A 19,763-nucleotide genomic window follows, 5' to 3' on the forward strand; every position below is an offset into this window, starting at 1 on the left:
TTCTCTCTTTCAGTGGATGTTGGCGGTGCCAAGGGTGCGGAGCAGGTCCGCGGCGAGTTGGCTGGACACGCCCAGGCGGGCGCGGAGTTGGTCGCGGGTGATGGGCTTGCCGTGGGCGGTGTGGTGTTCGTCGGCGACGCGGCGGGCGTAGTCGATCAGCGCGGGGTCGGGAGCGGGGCCGTCGCCGGGGTGGCTGTCCTGGTCGTTGTCGTGGCCGGGGATGAGCGCGGGCCGGTCGGCTTGTGGGACGGCTTGGGGACGTTCCGGGACGGGCGGGGGCGCCGCTGTCCAGGGCGGGGACGTCTGCGTGACGTCCGAGGGCGGCTCGGGATGGGCTGTGCTGGCGCGACGCTCCAGCATGGAGACGGCGACGAGGAAGGCGGCGGCCGGGGTGGCGGCGGTGATCCGGCCCCAGGCGGTTGGGTCGGCTTGTTGCAGGTTGGCGGCCAGGGACAAGACGATGCCGCCGGTCAGCACGAGGACCGGCCAGGACACGGGCCCGCGCCGGACGCGGCCGGTCTTCTTGTCGCGTTGGCGTTCGCGGGCGGCCATGACGCAGGTCAGGTCGATGCACACCGCTACGGCCCAGGACATCCATCCGTGCTGGCCGTGCTCGGTGGCGGTGTCGCGGATGTGGGTGAACGACCCGGCTCCAGCGATGAGGGCCAGGACCAGGATGGGGCCGGTGTCGAGCAGTCGGGCGGCGAGGTAGCGCATGGTCTGTCCTCCTCTCAGTGCTTCCGGTCAGGCCGTTTGCTGGTCGGGGGTCTCGTATGGTTGGCCGGCCATGACGTCGGCCCATGGCGGGGCGAGGTCGGCGTAGGTGTGGGCGGCGTGTTCGGCCGCTTTCTCGCTGACGTAGAAGGACCGGGCGCGATACCACTGGCCGTCTTGTCCGGCGACGATGGCGACGCCGGGTGTTTCGGCGGCGATGGCTCGCGCGGAGTCCAGCGCGGCGGGGTCGAGGTCGCCGAGGGTCATGGTGGCGGTTTCGGGGTCGTTGACGCGGTGGCAGATCCGTCCGGAGCATTGGGCGCGTAGGGCGGTGACGCCGGGGCCGAGGTCGGAGCCGATGCGTTGGCCGCAGCAGAACAGGTAGATGCCGAACGCCCGGCCGAGTTGGGCGACCCGCAGCAGGGCGGTGGAGGTTTTGGCGATCTCGTCTTTCTCGGACTTGTCGGCCATCAGGTAGAGCTCGGCCAGTTCGTCCACCAGGACCACGACGGGGACTGGGCGCAGGGTGGGCGGGAGTTGCCAGATGTTGCGGGCGCCGGTCATCCGGCAGACGCCCATCCGGTCGGTCATCAGTGTCAGCAGGTCGTCGAGCAGCCCGCCGCATTCAGCTCTGCTTGTCGCGAGTGCGGACAGGCGGGGCGCGTACGGGGTGAACTCCACCCCGCCTTTGAGGTCGAACCCGACCAGCGCCACCGGTTGCGGGGCCAGGCCGACGATGAGGGCGTTGGCCAGGTTGGACTTGCCGGACTGCGTTGCCCCGGCATTGAGCCAGTGCGGCACGGTACGGAAGTCGACGACCCATGGGCGGCCGGTCTCCAGACGGCCCACGGTGATCTTGAGCAGTTCAGTCGAAGGCGGTAGTTCATCGACCTTGACCAGCGGGTCGCGGATGGTGGCGGCCAGGCGTACCCGGCCGGGTTTGTCGGAGGTGACGCGGATGGCGTGCACGCCCCAGGAGTGCGCGAGCCGTTCGGCGACGTCGGCGTAGTCGGCCGGGATCTGGCCTTCCAGGGTGTGCAGGGTGACCCGCCAGCCGTGCCGGGTGGGCAGCGGTAGCCACATGAACGGCTTGGTGTCCACGGCGATGCGCTGCCACTTGCGCCGTACCCGGACGACGCCGGTCGAGGCGACCAGGCCGGGGACGGTGGTGAACCAGAAGCGCTGCCGCTTCTTGGTCAGGCCGCAGCCGAGGGCGACCTTGCGCCAGGACGCCCGCACGCTGACCGCCGTGAGGGGGAACCCGACGACGAGCCAGAACGACGGGTAGTGGAAGCGGCGCCAGGCCCAGAGCCCGGCCGCGACAGCGGCCAGGACCCCGAGCACCCAGATGGGCCGGTCAGACATCGGCGGCCTCCCGTAGCGGGAGGAGCGCGGTGGCGCGGTAGGAGATGCCCCAGCGGCCGGCGATCTCCCAGACGTAGCCGAGCAGGCCGACGGCGTTGACGGGGTCTCCGGCGGTGATGGGCGGCTCTCCAGTGATGCCGATCTTGACGAGTTCGATCCGGCCGAACTCGTCCTCCACGGAGACGGTGACCTCGTAGACGGTGTTGCCGTTCTTGTCGGTCTTGATCTCGCCGGTGTCGCGGTTGAGCACGCGCGGACGCGGGGCCTTCACGCAGGTGATGGTGAGCTTGCTGGCGTCCACAGGGATGGGGACGGTACGCATGGCGAAAACACCTCTCGTCAGCCTGTTGATCAGGCGTTTCAGGACGAGGGAGCCCGTACCGTCAGCTCGGACGCGATAGCATCGAAGCGCCAACTAGGGTGCTAACGCATCCGGCCTGGGCGGGTCTCCCGCTCAGGCCACTTTCATGTGTGGCCTCTCTTCGCTTTCCGTGAGCGGATCTCCTTGATCCACCTCTGAAACGCGAAGAGCGTTTGTGCTGGGCTGCCACCCTCCGGTTACGGAGAGTTCCAGCTACAACACAAACGCTACCTGATACTGAGAGTAACTGCTAGTACTTTCAGTACTACTCAACGTACTTTTTCTACGCGCCCACCCGATCAGCCAGCCCACGCAGGTCAGGCGAAGCAGGATCCTGCATGGACAGCAGGTCAGACGCCAACTGGCGGACCACGCGATGGTTACGGATCTGCTCCGGCGTGATGGACTCGGCCTCCAGGAGCACGGCCACCGCCTCATCGACCTGACGACGCTGTGCATGCGCACGAGCGAGATCGACGTACAGCCGGCCCTTGCGCTCGCTCGACAGCGTCGAGGTGTCCACTGCGGTTCCAACTCGCAGCGCGTGACCGGCGTCGCCCAGCTCGACCGCGACGGCCACCTCGTGGAGGGCGACGTTGGCCGGTCCGAACTCGGTGTTGTAGTCGTTGCGCCCGTCACCGACCCGCTCGGCCATCTCGCGAGCCCGCGCGAGGTGCTCGTAGGCGGTGTCGGCCTGGTTCAGCCGGGAGGCGGCCACGGCGCGTTGCAGGGTCAGGCCGCCCCACAGCGACATCGCTTCGGGCTTGCCCTGATCGGTGAGGAACCACAGGGCGTCGGCGGCGGTGCGAGCGGTCTCTTCTGCCTGGTCGAAGTGGCGCGCTCCGAGAAAGACGAAGCCGAGCCGGAAAGCGCCGGCCGCCATCATCAACGGATCACCCGCACGCTCGGCCGCACTGATGGCTCGGTCGGCGGCGATCCACGCCGCTTCCGGCTCACCCAGCTTCGCCAACGACGCCGAGCACGCCTGATACGTCACCGCCAGCAGCTCGAACAACTCGGCCTGGCGCTCGGCCGGGGCCGAGCGGACCGCGTTCTCCAGGGTGGGCACCAGGCCGCGAAGCAGGTCGGCCAGCTCGTCGTAGCGGGCTTCGTGGGTCAGCTCCCACGCGTGATCCACCCGCGGCTTGAGCTGCTTGGTGGCAGGCACAGGAGTGGCGTGCAACATGGCCTGGAGTGAGTGAGCGCCCGACAGCACGAGGCGCAGACCGGCCGTACCGGGCACCTCGTCGTTGGTGGCGGCGATCACAGGAGCTTCGGCGGCCAGCTCTGAGAGCGGCAGATCGAGCGTCTCGGCGACCTTCTCCAGGACCGACATCCGATCGACCTTGCGCACGCCGCGCTCCACCTGGGAGATCCACGCCACCGATCGGTCCACCAGCCGGGCCAGCTCTACCTGGGACAGGCCGCGCCGTTTGCGCTCCTGGGCGATGCGTCTGCCCAATGCCCGTTGGTACTCGGTGCTCACGACGCCGTGCCCTTCCCGCTCTGCAGTTCCAGCCAGTCAACCTCGACCGAGGCCAGTAGCGCTTCGCGAGCCCCCAGGAACCGCTTGGTGTGCTCGGTCTGCTCGTGGGCGTCGAAGGCTGAACGATCTCGGTACAGCTCGTAGAAGATCCGCTGGAGCGGCTGGCCGTCCACCCGATGTGAGGCGTACACGAGCGTTCCCGGCTCGTGCCGGCGGATCGCCTCGATTGTCTCACCGACGAGCTCGTCGAACGCCGCGGCGCTCGTCTCGTCCTTGCAGGTGAATCGCACCATGAGTCCGAACATGTGCACCCTCCTCGGGCCGCCGCCTCTAACTGGATCTCTGCTCTTTACTTGACCAGTACTTATTGTGCGGCGCAAGTACATCAAGTCGCTTGTACAAGAAGTATAGCACCAGTACTTTAAGTACTGATAGCAGTTGGCAGGGCTTTGACCTGCACGAACGTGAGGTAAGCCGACGTGACAACAGCCTCGAAAAGCCACAAAGAGATTCACCGATGGTGTCGCAACTTCCCAGGCACCAGGAGCCAGGTACGTGAAGCCCGCCGCTTCGTCACCAGCTACCTGGCCGACCGCCCCGAAGCCGACACAGCCGCACTCATCGTCTCCGAGCTGGCCACCAACGCCATCCGCCACTCCCGCAGCGGCCAGGTCGGCGGCAATTTCGGGGTGACCATCCACGCGGGCGGTGAACTGCTGATCCTCGCCGTCCTGGACGATGGCGGCCCGACGGGCCCGCACATCCGGCAAGCCGCCGAACACGAGCAGACCGGTCGTGGCCTTCACCTCGTCGAGGAACTGACGACACGCTGGGGCGTCTACGGCGACGAATACGGTCGGACGGTCTGGGCGCTCCTGGCCTTCGCATCAGCCCCGCCTGTCAGGTGACATCGTGCCTGGCTCCCCATGTGCCGCAGCCGGAGCCGCACTGCACCCCATTGATCTGGATGAAGCCACGCAACGACCCGCGGTGCCGGGTGATCGCCTGGACCTGCGACTGCGACGAGGTCGTATATGAGCTGTGCGCCGCCAGCGGCCAGACCTTCATCAAGCGCACACACCTCAGCAGCCCTACCACCCATGAAACTCACCGCATGAGTACACGCGAGGGAAGAGACATCTGGCGGGCGCTACTGTCCGGGCAAGTGCGATAGGCCAGGTAGTCCGCGCAGCCAGCCAGGAACTGTCTAGGACGCTAGGCACAATCAAGATCATCCAAGACGCGCTCGCAAAAGACGCGCTCGACTCTGGATGAGAACTTTCTCTACGTCTTCAAGGGCGGTCCGCTCCGCGGCCCGCCGCGCGTTGGGCGGTCGCCGGCCGCGCTGCGGCTCTTCGGCCGGTCGCGGCCGCGCCGCCCACACGCTTGCGATCACCGGGCTGACGCCTCGCAAGACGAGAAGGTTCTTTATCGATGTCGTTGAGGTAGCAGCCGTAACAATCGCTCACTTCGGTGCCGGGCTCCACGCGCTCGATGCTCACAGAAACCCACCTGCTCCATCACCGAAAAGGATCTTTACATAAGATCGCAACACATGTGATGATCACTCCGTTTTGTCAATTTCGTTCGAAAGGCTGGAGTGAACACATCACGAACAGCGTCGGGCTTATCCGTCGGGACGCGCCGTCGCGCGGCCCTGCTTGCAGCTCTGACGCTGCCGCTCTCGCTGATGAGCGCACCCGCAATCGCGCAGGGCCTCACGCCACCCCCCCACCACTCCGACAAGCATCCCCACGACGCTTCCGCCGAGCGCGCCCGCCACCCCCACCAGCAAAGCGCTGACGCAGGCGAAGAAGGACAACCGTCGCGTCGAGATCGAGTCGCTACGCTCAGAAACCGCCACCGTCTACGCCAACCCCGACGGCAAGACCCTCCGGATGGAACTGCACAGCCAGCCAGTCCGGGTCAAGAACACCGACGGCAAGGGCTTCACCTCGATCGACACCACGCTCGTCGAACAGGCCGGCGTGATCAAACCCAAGGCGATCAACGGCACCCTCACGCTGTCTGCCGGGCAGGACAAGACTCTGCTCAAGAGCCAAGCAACGGCAGGCGCCGACACCGCGAAGATCACCACACCCTCGACGCTGCCCAAGCCCACACTGACGGGCAACACCGCGCGATACCCAGCCGCCTACGGCAAGGGCCGCGACCTCGTGGTGACCGCGACCGCGACCGGCTTCCGGCAGCAGATCGTCATCACCGAACGGCCCACCGGCCCGGTCACCTTCAAAATGCCGGTGGCACTGCCCGCCGGACTCTCCTTCAGCAAGAACGCTCAAGGCCAGCCCATCATCGTGGGTAAGGACAGCAAGACGCTGACCGAGGTGCGGCCAACGCTCCTGCAGGACGCCACGGCCGCCGACGCCTACGCGCCCATCGACGCGGGCAAGGTCGGCAAAGCCGCCATCAGCCTCGATGACGACGGTAAGTCGCTGGTGTTCACCCCGGACGCCACATTCCTGGCCGACCCAACGGTCACCTACCCCGTGACCATGGCGGCCGTGGCGGCCGACTGGTGGGAGACCCACACCGGCGCAGGCGGCCTGCCCAAGCAGGGCTGGGACACCTTCGTCAACAACGCCGACTACCAGGACAGCTGGGACAACTTCACCCTGGACCGGATCCTGGTCGGCAAGTCCAACAGCGGCACCGTCCGCTGGCGCAGCTACATCAAGTTCCCCGACATGCCCGCCGAGTTCCGCGGCCTCAAGGTACAGAACGCCGACCTGATCCTGTGGAACCACCTGTCCAACGACTGCGGGACCTACGTCGGCTCCGGGATCACCACCCGGCAGGTCACGTCCCCCTGGGACGAGGCGACCATGACGTGGAACAGCCAGCCGTCGGTCACCTCAACGGGCCAGATCACCGAGGGCGCCGCCTACAGCCCCAACTGCACCAGCGGAGCCGCGAGCTGGGCAGGCAAAGAATGGGACCTGGTCTACTCGATCGACGAGATCGCCCAGGCTTGGTCGAACGGCGAAACCAACTACGGCGTCCAACTCACTGCCGGCAGCGAATCGGACAGCACCAACTGGCGCCGCTATCGGACCGACGAAGCAGGCGGCTGCAGGAGCACCCCGCTAGAGGCCTGTAAGGGGCAACTCCACCCACCCATCCTCACCGTCGACTTCCTGCTCCCGCCGAAGGCCTCCGTCGTGATGCTAGACGCGGGTGAGACAGCGCCGACCACGAAGGGAGAGATCGGCCAGCTGGCCGCACGCGGACGCGTATCGAACACTCTGCCTCAACCGGACCCCATCTCGGAGGCCGAGGCGGCGGAGTACCGCCGCAACAGCGACCAGGACTACGTCGCCTCGCCGGAGGACGTTGAGGCACCACTGCCGCCACCGACGGACGACCTAGCCGGCCGCTGGTCCTTCGACGAGGCTTCCGGCACCCAAGCGGCCGACGCGTCAGGGAACGGGCATCACGCCACCGTCAACAGCGGAACCTCCTGGACACCCGGCGTCAGAGGTTCGGCCGTGACTAACATCGCCGCGACCACCGGCTCGAGGCCGCAGCCGGAGAGCCCACAGGCTGCACGAGCGATGGCATCCGGTCTCGCCGCAGGTCAAGGCCGCGACGTGGAGGTCACCGAAGAAACCACCGCCACCAGCATCACCTATGCCTTGCGAGACGGACGTTCGTTCAGAACAGAAGTCGCGGCCGGTCCGGTGCGGACCAAGCGCAACGGGGGGTGGGTGCCCATCGACACCACGCTGAGGACTCAGGACGGCAGATTGACGCCGAACGTGATCGCCGACGGTGTGGCTGTTGAGCTATCCGCTGGTGGCACGGATGCATTCGTCAAGATGACCGCCGACGGGAAGTCCTACGCGCTGCGCTGGCCTACGCCGTTGCCGAAGCCGACTGTCAAGGGCAGTGTCGTCACCTACATCGACGCGGCGGGTGTCGGGGCTGACCTGGTGGTGACGGCGTTGCCAACCGGGTTCCGGTATGAGGTGGTGCTGCGGCAGAGGCCGTCGAAGCCGCTGGAGTTGCGTATCGGCGTAGACGACGACGGCCTGACCCTGACCGAGGGCAAGGCCGGCCGGCTGCTGCTGAAGGGCAAAGACAAGAAGCTGGTGGCCTCGGCACCGCAGCCGGTCATGTGGGACGGCAGCACCAAGGGCCGCCGCCTGCTGGCCAAGAGCTCCAAGGTCGGCACCGAGGTGGTCACCAAGGATGGCCGCACCGAGCTGGTGCTCAAACCCGATCACCGGTTCCTGGCCGATTCCGTCACCATCTACCCGGTCCGGATCCAGCCTATGGCTGCGTCGACGAGCAGTGAGGACGTCACGCTCGCCAGCACCGACAGGGTGGACTGGCCGGCGTCCCCCGGCAGCCCGATCCTGATCGCCGGCGTGCAGCAGGACCAGAAGATGCGCTCGTACCTGCGCTTCCTCACGGGAAGTCTGCAGGGCCAGACGGTGACCGACGCGAAGGTGTCGCTGTACAACTTCGAAAGCTCGGCCTGTGGAGCGTCGGTCGGTGACGGCCTTCAGGTTCGCCGGGTGACCGGCGCCTGGGACGCCGACAACCTCTACTGGGCAAACAAGCCGGCCGCGACCACCGAGGACGCGCAGACCAACAAGGCCGGATACGACCTGACCTGCTCCGGCGGGGCTCAGCGCCTGGAATGGAACGTCACCGGCATCGCCCAGGACTGGGCCGCCGGCGCCGCCGACCACGGCCTGGTGGTGCAGTCACCGACCGAGGGCACCGCGACCAACTGGCGCTACCTCACAGCCTCCGAAGACACCGACTTCAACCAGCCGCCCACGCTGACCATCACCACCAGCGGCCCGGTATCGAAGCCGGTCGTGTCGAACCTCGCCATCACGCCGGCACAGAGCGTGAACGGCGTCACCGTGACAACCTCATTGGCCCCGCAGCTTGCCGCGACCGTCGCCGACACGGCGAGCGGCCGTCTCACCGGCGAGTTCGAGGTCGAGCACGATCCGGCCGCGACCGGGCAGGGCTCCGGCCAGATCTGGGCCGGAGCCTCCGCGGTGGTCACCTCCGGCGGCCAGGCCACGGTGAGCGTCCCCGCCGGGAAGCTGGCCGACGGCTGGAAGATCCGCTGGCGGGCCCGCGCGTCCAACGCGACCGCCGCAACCACCTCGGCATGGTCCGCCTGGCAGACGGCCACAGTCGATGTCCCCAACCCCGCCGTGACCGGTCTTCAGGTGACACCCTCGACCCTGGTCGAGGGTGTCACTGTGAGCACCAGTGTCACGCCGAGCCTGCTCGCTACCGTCACCGACCCCGGCGGGCAGCCCGTCCGGGCCGAGTTTGAGATCGAGCACGACCCGGCTACTACCGGGCAGGGAACCGGCCAGATCTGGACCGGCACCGTCGACAACATCGCCTCCGGCAGCCAGGCCAGTGCCACTGTTCCCGCCGGGAAGCTGACCGACGGCTGGAAGATCCGCTGGCGCGCCCGCGGGGTGAACCCGAGCACCACCGTCGCGTCGCCCTGGGCGGGTTGGCAGAGCGTGATGATCGACGTCGCCGACCCGGTCTCCGAACCGGCGGTGACAGCCCTGCGAGTCGATCCATCGCAGGTCGTCGACGGGAAGACGCACACCGCCTCGCTCACGCCTAGCCTCCTGGCGCAGGTCTCCGACCCGACCGGAGGGAGGCTCAGGGCCGAGTTCGAGGTCGAGCACGACCCGGCCGCTACCGGCCAGGGTACGGGCCAGATCTGGGCGGGTGGCGTCGATGACGTCGCCTCCGGCAACCAGGCCAGTGCCACCATCCCCGCATCCACTCTGGCAGATGGCTCGCAGATCCGCTGGCGAGCCCGCGCCGTGTCGCCGACGGCGGCGTCGGCCTGGTCGGAGTGGCAGTCGCTGGCCGTCGCTCTGCCCAAGCCGACCGTCAGCGGTCTCGCGGTCGCCCCCTCCGCCGTCAACGGCGGAACGACCGTGATCACCAGCCTCACCCCTGCATTCATGGCCACGGTCACGGATCCTGGAGGGCAGTCAGTCGAGGGTGAGTTCGAGGTCGACCACGACCCGGCGGCCACCGGCCAGGGCACGGGCCAGATCTGGGCCGGAGCCTCCGCGGTGGTCACTTCCGGCGGCCAGGCCACGGTGAGCGTCCCCGCCGGGAAGCTGGCCGACGGCTTGAAGATCCGCTGGCGCGTCCGCGCTGTCAACTCCGGGACCTCCATGGCCTCGCCATGGACCGGCTGGTCCAACGGCTCCATCGACCTGACACCCACCCAGGCGGCGCCCCTCGCCCAAACTTCAGGGTCGGTGATGCGGACCGATCAGGCATTCACTGTCGGCGCATGGCTCAAATGGGACGAAAAAGACGGAGGCTATTCCGTCATCGAGCAAAGAGGAGAGCACCAAGCGGCCTTCACTCTCGGGAACGACCCCGAACATGGCCTCGTCTTCACCTTCACCGGCAGCGACCAGGCGGCAGCCGCAGTGGAAGGCGTCTTGTCCGGAGTTGAACCGCCTGTCGGCGAGTGGTTCCATCTCGCTGGCACATTCGACCCGGTCAGCAAGGTCGCGACCCTGTACCTCAATGGCAACTTCATCGGCACGTCGCAGCTCAGCTTCGCGGCTTGGAACGCGAGCGGGCCGACAATGCTGGGCGCCTCCATGAGAGGGATGCTCGACGAGACATGGCTCTTCTCCCGCGCGCTCGAAAGCGGCGAGGTCTTCGCCCTGTACGACGGCAGCTCTGCATCGGCTGCCGAAGGCGCGGGCGTGGCGGCACGAGCCGCGGCTCCAGCGCCGCGCTATGACCGGGTGGATCCCGATGACTGCCGCAAGCTGCACGGCTGGCTCAAGCGCAGCTACGGCTACCTCAAGAACCGATACAGCGGCTGCTGGCGGCACGCCGTCCAGGTGATGGAACCCGACGACGAGGAGGACTCGGGTGAGCGGGACGAAGTCCACGCGATGCAGTCGATCGACATCATGTTCGTCGCGAAGACATGGTCAGGTCTGCGCGAACTGGAGAGCGCCTCGGCGCGCGACATCTGGTTCGACCTCTACATCGGCACGACCGGCAACGTCAATGACGTCTGGAACCGCGTCGAATCGGTCCTCCTCACCATCGGGATAGAACCGGACCGCAGCCAGACCGCCTGTCAGCACGTCACCAGCTTCGGTGGGGCCACGCAGGTAAATCACCTGACGAAGTCTGTCGAGGACTGGACGGCCATGGGTGTCAAGGTCGGGGACACGACGACCCCTTGGAAAAAGGCCGGAACCTTCCGATTGACCGCGCCCCAGAGCGCGTCCCCCGACCCTGTGGACAACATCACCAGCTGCAACTTCCAACCGTACGCCGCAATCAGTTTCGAGGACGAAGGCGACGACGACGGCGAATGGGTGGAGTGGCGTTACGGGACGACCCAGACCAAGATGCACGTCAGATGCGACAACGCGGAAGGCGTGTCCCGCCGTAAGGGCGGATGCATTCTTCCCGTCATCCCCTCGGTCCAGTGGAAACTCGGAAACAGCTACGACGCGGCCTACGTCCACTACTGGAGCGCCTGCTACAACAAGGCCGTGACCTTCCCGTACAACCCGCAGAAGACAATCCCGGGCTGCGCGGTGAACGGTACGGCACGTCCACCCGCCAACGCATATCTGGCCAGAACCGGCAGGACTCCCACCCAAAACCACGACCAACTCGTTGACAACATTCGTGCGAGGGCTGTCACTCGATGCCGCAGTCTGTGGCCGGGCTATGGCGCTGCTGGGCAGGAATGCGACGAGTACCCCTACGCCGCGGCGAGCAACCGGACTGTCGACACGGACAAGGCAGGCCACCTGTCCGTCTGTGCCATGCCCGGAGGAAAGACCGGGCCGAACCGGATCGCCGGCAAGGTGCTCAACCGGCTCTTCAACGAGGATCGGGTCATCTTCGAAGACCACTTCTTCAACCGGTTCGCCACCACACTGACCAATCCACCACGGATGGAGGATCACTGCTGGCCGGGCCACATCAACACCAGCTCGCCGTACTACACCGGCGTAGGATGATCTAGCCGACATCGGTGTCTTGACCGGCGCGGGATTCCGCGCCGGTCAAGACGCTACTCGCAGAGGAGACACATCAGTGATCGGCGATGAGGCGCTCGAGTACTATCACGAACTTCTCCGCACGGACCCCGATCTGGAGTCGAGTCTGTGCTGGACGGTGATCCAGCCCCTCGATGGCCCTCCTTCGCTGCGTGAAACGGCCAGACGTCTCACCGGCGGCGGCCGTCCTGACGTGGTCGACGTAAACCCGGAAGACCCGTACCCACCAATCCATGCACACGAGACTCCATCCGGCATCGCCCTGCTCGAAGAGGATGGGTTCACGTATGCGGGCCTGGATACGGTCCTGTGCCGGCTCAGTCGCCACGCTCGGGTGTGGCATGTCAGCTGGAATGTGGTGGGCGCGTTCTTCTTCTACGCGGCGAATGGTCACATACTCGCGCAGATCAAAGACTTTCCCCTCCCTCGGTCGTATCTGCTCGGCTCGGAGCAGGTGTTTCTCCAAGCAGAAGCAGAGACGCTCGGTTCGGGCGCCTCGCGGATCTGGCCGTCCAAACGGGCCAGGGCATTGGCGATGATCGAGGCACGCTCAGGCGTACGGCTCCCGCAAGGCTTCTTGGATCGACCTCATCTCGGAATTGAGATCGAGCAACCGATCTCAAGCGAGATTCCGCCCCTTGATTTCGCCTGCCACGAGCCAGGGCTGGACGCTTGGATCCGCAGCGCGCCCGCGCCTGTCCGCAACATCATGCTGCGCCGTGTCGCGGTGACTCTCTTCGACATTTTCGGGCCGGAGGGCGCCGCTATTGAGAGCGTCATCGGACAAGCACGCGGTGGTGAGCAGTTCGACGCGGCCATTCTCTCCGAGGTGAAAAGAGACGTCCTAAATCTCGGATCATGGTGGGAGGGACAGCTCTTCGCTCACCGTGATAGCAACGAAGACGTATGGCGGCGATGGGTCGCGGGCAGGGGTATCTACCACTGTCTGCGCTCTGTATCCGAGGGGGCTACGTATCTCGACGGGCTGACGTACGCGAAGTTTGCCTTGGGAGAGGGCTGGGACAATGCAACGCTCTGGATGCGAGAAATGGTTTTGGAAGAAACACGCTGACAACCTGCCCGAGGTACGTCGGACGGTCTATCAGCAGGGCGATTTCAATGTCGCCCATCTGGGGTGATCGTTCCCCTGCGTCCGAATCGGTCTCCGTTACGGAGCGTGACACCGAAACAAGGATGACCTTCTGTCTGTGATCATGGGAGTTCTCACGCTTCCACATCACCTACAAGAAGGCCATCAGTGTCAGTTTCTCACGCCCGTACCGATGTTGGATCACTGCTGGAGATGCTGGCAGGCATCACCGATCCACGTGACTCACGCGGGATCCGGCACCCGCTGGCGGCCGTGCTGGGAGTCGCCGTGGTGACGACGCTGGCCGGCGCCGCCAACTATCGGGAACTGGGCTCGACGGCCGCTGACCTGCCGCAGACCCTGCTCGGCCTGCTGGGCGCGCGCCGGCATCGACTCGGCCCGTACCTCGCCCCCAGCGCGGCCACCCTGCGACGCGTGCTGATCAGCGTGGACGCGAGCGCACTCGACGCCGCGGTGGGCGCATGGCTGCGTGCGCACGCGTCCTGCGATGAGCAAGGGTGGGCGATCGCGCTGGACGGCAAGGACCTTCACGGCAGCTGGAACTCCGACGGGCGACTGGTGCTGTTCTAGGCCATGACACACCGCGGGGACGGCCGGAAGCCGTGGTACTCGGGCAGATCACCGTCCCCGAGGGGACCACCGAGACCACCCAGGTCTGCTCTCTGCTGGCCGGCATCGGCATCGCCGGAGCGCTGGTCACCGCCGACGCGGCGCACACCTGCGCCACCACCGCCCGCGACCTGGTCGAAAAGCATCAAGCCGATTATCTGCTGACGATCAAGGGCAATCGGCCATCCCGGTATGCAGCCGCCCTGACGCTGGGATGCGAACTGATCACCGAAGACCCCGCTCACGTGAGTACCGAACGCGGACACGGGCGGATCAACCGGTGGACCACCTGGGCCACCGACATCACCAGCGATGGCATCGGCCTGCCGCACGCCGCCCGCCTTGCGGTCATCCGCCGCGACGTGGCCGACCTGGCAGGCCAGCCCCGCAGCAAGCAGGTCGTCATCGTGGTCACCAGCCGCGTCCACCTGCCGGCGGCAGAGATCGCCGCCCACGTACGCCGGCACTGGGGCATCGAGAATCTGGAGCATCGTGCCCGCGACACCGTCTGGCACGTAGACGACCATCAGGCCTACCTCGGCAACGGACCGCGAACCATGGCCACGCTGCGCAATCTGGCCCTCGGCCTGTTCACCATCCACGGCATCACCAAGATCAAGGAGACAGTGCAAGCAATCGGCCGCAACCCCCTGCGCGCGCTCCCACTACTCACGCAGCGTCATACTCAGCCATCAGCCAGCCGACTTTGAAATCGCCCTGGGCCCGACCTCGGCCCACACGCGGCCCCAACGCCAACAGCGGCCCCATCTACCGCATCCAGATCGGGCACCAATTCCAGGACCAGTCAGGCGAGCTCTACACGCGAAGATCGGAAACCCGAACAGTCCGAACTATAATGAGGCGGCGATCAACGACCCCCACATTCCGTGGACTAGCCATATATCGGTGCCGTACCCGCACTGAACTGGAAGACGGGACGTATGGAAAGCAAGCATTATGTCGACTTCCTCCGAGACCTTCTGAGTCTCGACGAAGCGGTGCGTACGGAGGCGAGCGACCGCGTTCAGGACTTCGTGAACTTGCTCTCCGGCACCCAAGCCAGAGTGGTAGGGGACCTGATCGCCATGCTGGCCCCGCACGAGGAGTCCCGGGTGGCCCTGGAGGCGCTCCTGCACGCGCTGACCGATCTCGACGGATGCGGAAAGCTCGACGGTGTCGATCTCTCGCCCCTGGGGGAAATCCCGGAATCCGTGATCCACGTGGAACACCGCGAGTACATGGAGGAATTCGTCCCTCGCATCGCCAGCGCGAGTAACGGCACTGCAGAGTGGGATGATCTTCCGCCCTAGGCGACCGTTGCGCTTGTTCGTGCATCTCGCGAAGCTGAGCTGGCTGTGCCATCTCCGCTCTCCTGGCCCTGGTGTTGGTTGGCTGACGCCGTGACGATCGCGGACTTCGGTGCACGCCGTTCGTGGTCGGGGCGATCGCCGCCAGGCCCCTCCTTCGTCGGGTCCTGCCATCGGGTGACCACGGCTGAGGTGACAGCTGTGCTGACGGGAGCATTTCGCGCTGGCCGATCTTGCTAACGCAGTTGCTAACGACGACCATGGACGATCACGGACGTAGATGGACTGGGGTCGCGCGATAGAGGGCCCGTGACCAGCATGTCGAGGCACTTGTGGACAATCGTGGACGATCGTGTTCTCACTCGTAATGAAGGGGTCTCGGGTTCGAATCCCGAAGGCGGCTCCAGGTCGGAAGCCCCCCGCGTGATCGCGGGGGGCTTCTGGGCGTCTAGGTGAGTGACCAAGCCTCCCGATCTCATGTCTTTCCGATCCATGGCCACTGCGCCTTCCTGAAGTACGGGGCGGATCTGCTTGCGGTAGACCAGTTCGGTTACCGCCGTCACTGGCGTGAACGTGGCTTCCGGGGCGGACGACGTAGCCGCCCACTGCTCGCGTGTCGAACAGCCAGCCCAGCGCACCTTGGGTGTTGGCCAGAGGCACGTCGGCAGGGGCGCTGAAGTAGAGGTGCGGTCCGCCTGGAAGGACTCCAGGGGCAGCCTGTGCCCCTTGACGGCGCACAGGGCCGCGAACACGTCGGCACTGTCATGGATCGGGGGTGCCGCAGGTTTTGGCCCTGGCGGCCGCCCGGAAGGGGCAGCCCGCCAGGCGGGCGATCATGAGCCGGAACCGGATGTCGCGCAGGTGGGCTATCGACTTCCGCGACGGGGTCGCCAAGGCGGTCGTCCAGCACCGCGCCGCGCGGGGGTTTCGGCCCTCGACTCTACGGCATCGATGTTCCCAAGGCGGGACGGATCTTTGAAGGTGCTCTGTTCGAGGCGGTCGGTTCGGAAATGCCCTCGATACGCGGGGCACCTGAAAGGTGTGCCGTTCATGATGGGTTCTTTGTGGTCGAGCCTTGGGGTATGAAGCGCTTGTAGAGCTGACGCGGAATACAAGGCGGCTCTTCAGACTGGTATTCATCGTCCATTGCCAGCCGATAGACCGTCGATTCTCTCGCTCGGAAGCCGAGCGGCTCATACAGCATGTTCGCCGCCACGCGATCCAGGCGAGAGGTGAGATCAACGGTGCACGCCCCCGCTTCTCGGGGCAGTCGGAGCGCATGTCCGGGTCAGCACGGCAGCGACGTCATAGGCCCCCGGCCTTCAGAATGCCGTGTCGAAGGCTGAGGTCAGGGCCTGGCGCATGAGGGTGGGGAGGTCCTGCCGGCCGTCGCCTTCGGCCCAGCGGATAAGGGCGACATGGATGACCGCCAGGCAGGCGGCGGTCGTGCTGCGGATGCGGAATTCCAGGTCAGGGTCGGTGGTGCCGGCGCAGAGGGTGTCAACGACGGCGATCTCCGTGGCGTACTGGCTGTCCAGATGGCGGGCTTGCAGGGCGGGTGTGGAGATCATCAGGTTGAGGCGGGCGAGCAGGAGGTCGCGGTCGGAGTTGACGGCCGTGGCGGCGGTCTGCACCAGGGCCCGGCCGATCCGCTGGCGCAGTGGCTCCTCCTGCTGTTGTGCCGCCAGCGCCGCCGCGGTTTCCCGGTCGAACTCGTCGTAGAGCACCAGGTCCTCTTTGGTGGCGAAGTGCCGGTACAAGGTCATCGCGGATACCCCGGCTGCCTCCGCCACGTCGTTGATCGTGGTCGCGTCGTAGCCCCGCGCCATGAACAGGCGTACTGCGTGCGTCTGGAGCGTGCGCCTGGTCTCTGCCCGGCGCCGCTCACGCAGGCTTGCCGTCTCCGCTATCACCTGATAGAACCTACCATGCTGATAGTTACTAACAAATCTGCGGGGTACGCAATGAAAAAGCTGGCTGAGAAGACGGCACTGGTGACCGGGGCCTCACGCGGTATCGGGCGGGCGATCGCCGAACGTCTCGCCGCCGACGGGGCCCTCGTCGGCGTCCACTACGGAAAGGGCGCGGCAGCGGCGCAGGAGACGGTCGAGCGGATCGAACGGGCCGGCGGGCGCGCGTTCCCGATCGGCGCGGACCTGGAGGACGAGGGGGCTGTCGACGCGTTGTTCGCCGAGCTGGAAGCCGGCCTGGCCGGGCGGCGCCTGGACATCCTGGTCAACAATGCCGCGGCCGCCCCGGCCGGGGCGATCGAGACCGACACGGCAGAGCAGTTCGACCGGCTCTTCGCGGTGAACGTCAAGGCGCCGTACTTCATCATCCAGCGGGCGCTCCCGCTGCTGGCCGATGGTGGGCGCGTCATCAGCCTCTCCTCGGCCGTCACCCGGATCGCCAATCCCGCGCAGACCTCTTTCGCCATGACCAAGGGCGCGGTGGAGACCATGAGCCGCACCCTCGCCCTGGCGCTGGGCGAGCGCGGCATCACCGTGAACGTCGTCGCACCGGGCGCGACCATGACCGAGGCGAACACGTCGCTGTTCCCTCCTGAGGCGGTGGCGTTCCTCGGCGGGCAGGCAGCGCTGGGGCGGGTCGGCCGGGCCGAGGACGTCGCCGACGTGGTGGCCCTCCTCGCCTCCGATGATGCCCGCTGGGTGACCGGGCAGGTGGTGGACGCCAGCGGTGGCCTCCACCTCGGGGCTCGGGTAGCGCTTGCCACGTGAGTCGTACGGGATGAGGAGTTGTCGTAGGGCATCGTCACGATGGACTCGTCGGCCGCTTTCGACGATCTTCCCGGCGTGCGGGATCGGGCCGTTCCCCGCTGATCGTTGACGGCAACGTCCATGGCCGCGGTCGTACGTGCGGCGAGCTATATGAGTTGCGTACGCATAGCGCCATCGCTGTACGCTCTGCCCTGTCCCGCCCACCCCCAACGAACGGAAACCCTCCGTGGCGAAGCTGAACCAGATCCTCGCCGTAGAGAAGGGCGTGAAGGCCAGCACGCAGCGCGCGGTGTCCGACGCCTATCACGCCATTCAGAAGGCACCGCTCCTGTCGGGCCTGTCTCGTACCTATCAGCCGATCGACGACGAGGGCGAGCAGTTGCCGCCTGAGTCGACGCGCGTCCAGGTGAAGACCGAGGCGATCATCGCGGACGTCGCGAAGGCGCTGACGCGGCTGTTCGACGTGACGGCGACCAAGGACTGGACCAACGCCACCGCCAAGGCGGACGTCGTGGTCGACGGCGAGACTCTCATCGCCGGTGCCCCGGTCACGTACCTGCTGTTCCTGGAGAAGCAGCTCGTCGACCTGCACACGTTCGTGTCGAAGCTGCCGACGCTCGATCCGGCCGAGACGTGGTCGTTCGACGACAACGCCGAGACCTGGCGCACCGAGCCGGTCAAGACGACTCGCACCAAGAAGGTTCCGCGTAATCACGTGCTCGCCGAGGCGACGGACAAGCACCCCGCTCAGGTGCAGGTGTTCACCGAGGACATCGTGGTCGGCTACTGGACGAAGACCGCTTTCTCCGGGGCCCTGCCGGCCAAGCGCGTGAACGAGTTGCTGGCCCGCGTGCAGAAGTTGCAGGACGCCGTCAAGTACGCCCGTGAAGAGGCCAACGCGACCGCCGTCGATGACCAGGAGGTCGGCGACGCCGTGTTCAGGTACCTGTTCGCCTGACCCATGACTCCCCGTTGAGCGCGGGGTGCGCGTAAGCGCAAAGCTGAAGCTCAAGCTGAAGCTGACGAACGGCTCAAGTGGAGGTTCGAGTCCTCCCCGGGGTACGCGCCTCGGTAGCCCAAATGGTAGAGGCGGCCGATCAAACTCAGATTCTCGCTCTAGCCTCAGTATCGCCGTCGAGCGCCAGATCAACCGAGGATGGACTGTGATTGTTGAGATGCCGGTTCGAATCCGGCTCGGGGCTCTTCGTGCCCCGGTGGCTCAATGGCAGAGCGCACGTCGTCAGGACTGATCCGTTCTCTTAAACGCCGCTGGCGCCACATGTGGCGGCACACATCAGGCCCCCCGGCTTGGGTAGTCCGGGGGGCCGCTGCCATTCAAGGGCACGGTCGTCACGGCGCGCTGGACGCTCTCGCGGAGCAGGGTGCGGCGCTGCTCGTGCAGCTCCGGCGGCTCCTCGGCCGTCGCGGCGTAGACGTTGCTGACCGGCGACCACGCCATGGACATCGCGATGACCAGGGCCATCACGTCGAACGGATCACCCGGCCGAACGATGCCCGCGGCCTGCGCCTCGGCGATGGCGCGCAGCTTGTGGTCCTCGAGACGGTCCGCGTCGTCGACGAGGTGGCCGGCGGGACGTCGTTCCAGACGGGCCCAGGTGGCCAGCCGGATGAGGTCGGGGCGGCGGAGGTATTCGTCGTAGAGGCGTACGGCCCAGTCCGCGAGGTCGGTGGCGTCGATCGGGACGACGTTCACGATCCGCTCCAGCGAGTCGGCGAAGATGGCGTCGAACAGCCCTTCCTTGCTGCCGAAGTAGGCGTACAGCTGCGCCTTGTTGGTGCGGGCGGCGGCCACGATCCGTTCGATGCGCGCCCCGGCGATCCCGTACTCGGCGAACTCCTGGGTCGCTACGTCGAGCATGCGACTGCGGGTCGCCGCCTTCAGCGCAACGACGTCCGCTACCGGTTCGTGCTCGACATGTCTGACCTGTCCTGAGTCCGCGCGTAGGTCCCCGTTCGTATACCACGGAAGTTGT

General features: G+C 66.5%; 16 protein-coding genes, 1 tRNA gene and 2 pseudogenes. 10 read left to right on the forward strand and 9 right to left on the reverse strand.

All coding sequences use genetic code 11. The features are described 5' to 3' along the window. Positions 1 to 9 precede the first annotated feature (9 nt). The 5 genes from AB0B61_RS11705 to AB0B61_RS11725 form a co-directional block, all read right to left on the reverse strand. Positions 10 to 717 (reverse strand): DUF2637 domain-containing protein, encoded by a 708-nt coding sequence (locus AB0B61_RS11705; RefSeq protein WP_358431008.1) that lies wholly within the window; start codon positions 715 to 717, stop codon positions 10 to 12. A 27-nt stretch (positions 718 to 744) separates the two neighbouring features. Next, positions 745 to 2,079: an FtsK/SpoIIIE domain-containing protein gene (locus AB0B61_RS11710; protein ID WP_358431011.1), complete on the reverse strand. Its 1,335-nt coding sequence runs from the start codon at positions 2,077 to 2,079 to the stop codon at positions 745 to 747. Further along, complete coding sequence (locus AB0B61_RS11715) at positions 2,072 to 2,401, reverse strand: hypothetical protein (protein ID WP_358431013.1); 330 nt, start codon at positions 2,399 to 2,401, stop codon at positions 2,072 to 2,074. The genes AB0B61_RS11710 and AB0B61_RS11715 overlap by 8 nt, the downstream gene beginning before the upstream one ends. A 322-nt stretch (positions 2,402 to 2,723) precedes the next feature. Next, complete coding sequence (locus tag AB0B61_RS11720; RefSeq protein WP_358431016.1) at positions 2,724 to 3,926, reverse strand: helix-turn-helix domain-containing protein; 1,203 nt, start codon at positions 3,924 to 3,926, stop codon at positions 2,724 to 2,726. Further along, a complete protein-coding gene (locus AB0B61_RS11725; RefSeq protein ID WP_358431019.1) occupies positions 3,923 to 4,231 on the reverse strand; it encodes an antibiotic biosynthesis monooxygenase in 309 nt (102 codons plus the stop codon). The genes AB0B61_RS11720 and AB0B61_RS11725 overlap by 4 nt, the downstream gene beginning before the upstream one ends. Positions 4,232 to 4,405: 174 nt before the next feature. Here AB0B61_RS11725 and AB0B61_RS11730 point away from each other — a divergent pair, with 174 nt between their 5' ends. Next, positions 4,406 to 4,834 (forward strand): ATP-binding protein, encoded by a 429-nt coding sequence (locus AB0B61_RS11730; protein WP_358431023.1) that lies wholly within the window; start codon positions 4,406 to 4,408, stop codon positions 4,832 to 4,834. On the opposite strand, the gene AB0B61_RS11735 is transcribed toward AB0B61_RS11730, so the two are convergent. After that, positions 4,827 to 4,997, reverse strand: coding sequence for a hypothetical protein (locus AB0B61_RS11735; RefSeq protein WP_358431025.1), 171 nt, complete (start codon positions 4,995 to 4,997; stop codon positions 4,827 to 4,829). The genes AB0B61_RS11730 and AB0B61_RS11735 overlap by 8 nt on opposite strands. Positions 4,998 to 5,824: 827 nt before the next feature. Here AB0B61_RS11735 and AB0B61_RS11740 point away from each other — a divergent pair. The 6 genes and pseudogenes from AB0B61_RS11740 to AB0B61_RS11765 all read left to right on the forward strand — a co-directional run bounded on the left by AB0B61_RS11740 (position 5,825) and on the right by AB0B61_RS11765 (position 15,034). After that, positions 5,825 to 11,965, forward strand: coding sequence for a DNRLRE domain-containing protein (locus tag AB0B61_RS11740; RefSeq protein WP_358431028.1), 6,141 nt, complete (start codon positions 5,825 to 5,827; stop codon positions 11,963 to 11,965). 76 nt (positions 11,966 to 12,041) lie between these two features. Beyond that, positions 12,042 to 13,076 carry a hypothetical protein gene (locus AB0B61_RS11745; RefSeq protein WP_358431029.1) on the forward strand — a complete coding sequence of 345 codons (1,035 nt, stop codon included), beginning with the start codon at positions 12,042 to 12,044 and terminating at the stop codon, positions 13,074 to 13,076. Between the two features lie 186 nt (positions 13,077 to 13,262). After that, positions 13,263 to 13,685 carry a transposase family protein gene (locus AB0B61_RS11750; RefSeq protein ID WP_358431031.1) on the forward strand — a complete coding sequence of 141 codons (423 nt, stop codon included), beginning with the start codon at positions 13,263 to 13,265 and terminating at the stop codon, positions 13,683 to 13,685. 32 nt (positions 13,686 to 13,717) lie between these two features. Next, positions 13,718 to 14,434 carry an ISAs1 family transposase gene (locus AB0B61_RS11755; RefSeq protein ID WP_358431033.1) on the forward strand — a complete coding sequence of 239 codons (717 nt, stop codon included), beginning with the start codon at positions 13,718 to 13,720 and terminating at the stop codon, positions 14,432 to 14,434. Further along, positions 14,431 to 14,648: pseudogene (locus AB0B61_RS11760) on the forward strand (polymorphic toxin type 30 domain-containing protein). Before AB0B61_RS11755 ends, AB0B61_RS11760 begins: the two are co-directional and overlap by 4 nt. A gap of 17 nt (positions 14,649 to 14,665) precedes the next feature. Then, positions 14,666 to 15,034: a hypothetical protein gene (locus AB0B61_RS11765; protein ID WP_358431393.1), complete on the forward strand. Its 369-nt coding sequence runs from the start codon at positions 14,666 to 14,668 to the stop codon at positions 15,032 to 15,034. Positions 15,035 to 15,646: 612 nt separating this feature from the next. Here the strand turns inward: AB0B61_RS11765 and AB0B61_RS11770 are convergent. Further along, a pseudogene (locus tag AB0B61_RS11770) lies at positions 15,647 to 15,769 on the reverse strand (hypothetical protein); the annotation flags it as partial. A gap of 584 nt (positions 15,770 to 16,353) precedes the next feature. Continuing rightward, positions 16,354 to 16,944, reverse strand: coding sequence for a TetR family transcriptional regulator (locus tag AB0B61_RS11775; protein WP_358431036.1), 591 nt, complete (start codon positions 16,942 to 16,944; stop codon positions 16,354 to 16,356). Between the two features lie 51 nt (positions 16,945 to 16,995). Between AB0B61_RS11775 and AB0B61_RS11780 the strand changes: the two genes are divergently transcribed. The 3 genes from AB0B61_RS11780 (at position 16,996) to AB0B61_RS11790 (ending at position 18,971) form a co-directional block, all read left to right on the forward strand. Beyond that, a complete protein-coding gene (locus tag AB0B61_RS11780) occupies positions 16,996 to 17,769 on the forward strand; it encodes an SDR family oxidoreductase (RefSeq protein ID WP_358431041.1) in 774 nt (257 codons plus the stop codon). 226 nt (positions 17,770 to 17,995) lie between these two features. After that, positions 17,996 to 18,727 (forward strand): hypothetical protein, encoded by a 732-nt coding sequence (locus AB0B61_RS11785; RefSeq protein WP_358431044.1) that lies wholly within the window; start codon positions 17,996 to 17,998, stop codon positions 18,725 to 18,727. A gap of 107 nt (positions 18,728 to 18,834) precedes the next feature. Beyond that, positions 18,835 to 18,971, forward strand: a tRNA-OTHER gene (locus tag AB0B61_RS11790). A gap of 92 nt (positions 18,972 to 19,063) precedes the next feature. On the opposite strand, the gene AB0B61_RS11795 is transcribed toward AB0B61_RS11790, so the two are convergent. Further along, positions 19,064 to 19,648: a TetR family transcriptional regulator gene (locus AB0B61_RS11795; protein ID WP_358431046.1), complete on the reverse strand. Its 585-nt coding sequence runs from the start codon at positions 19,646 to 19,648 to the stop codon at positions 19,064 to 19,066. Positions 19,649 to 19,763: the final 115 nt, after the last annotated feature.

Origin of the sequence: Nonomuraea sp. NPDC049158, from assembly GCF_040648335.1 — a bacterium.
Taxonomy (GTDB): domain Bacteria; phylum Actinomycetota; class Actinomycetes; order Streptosporangiales; family Streptosporangiaceae; genus Nonomuraea.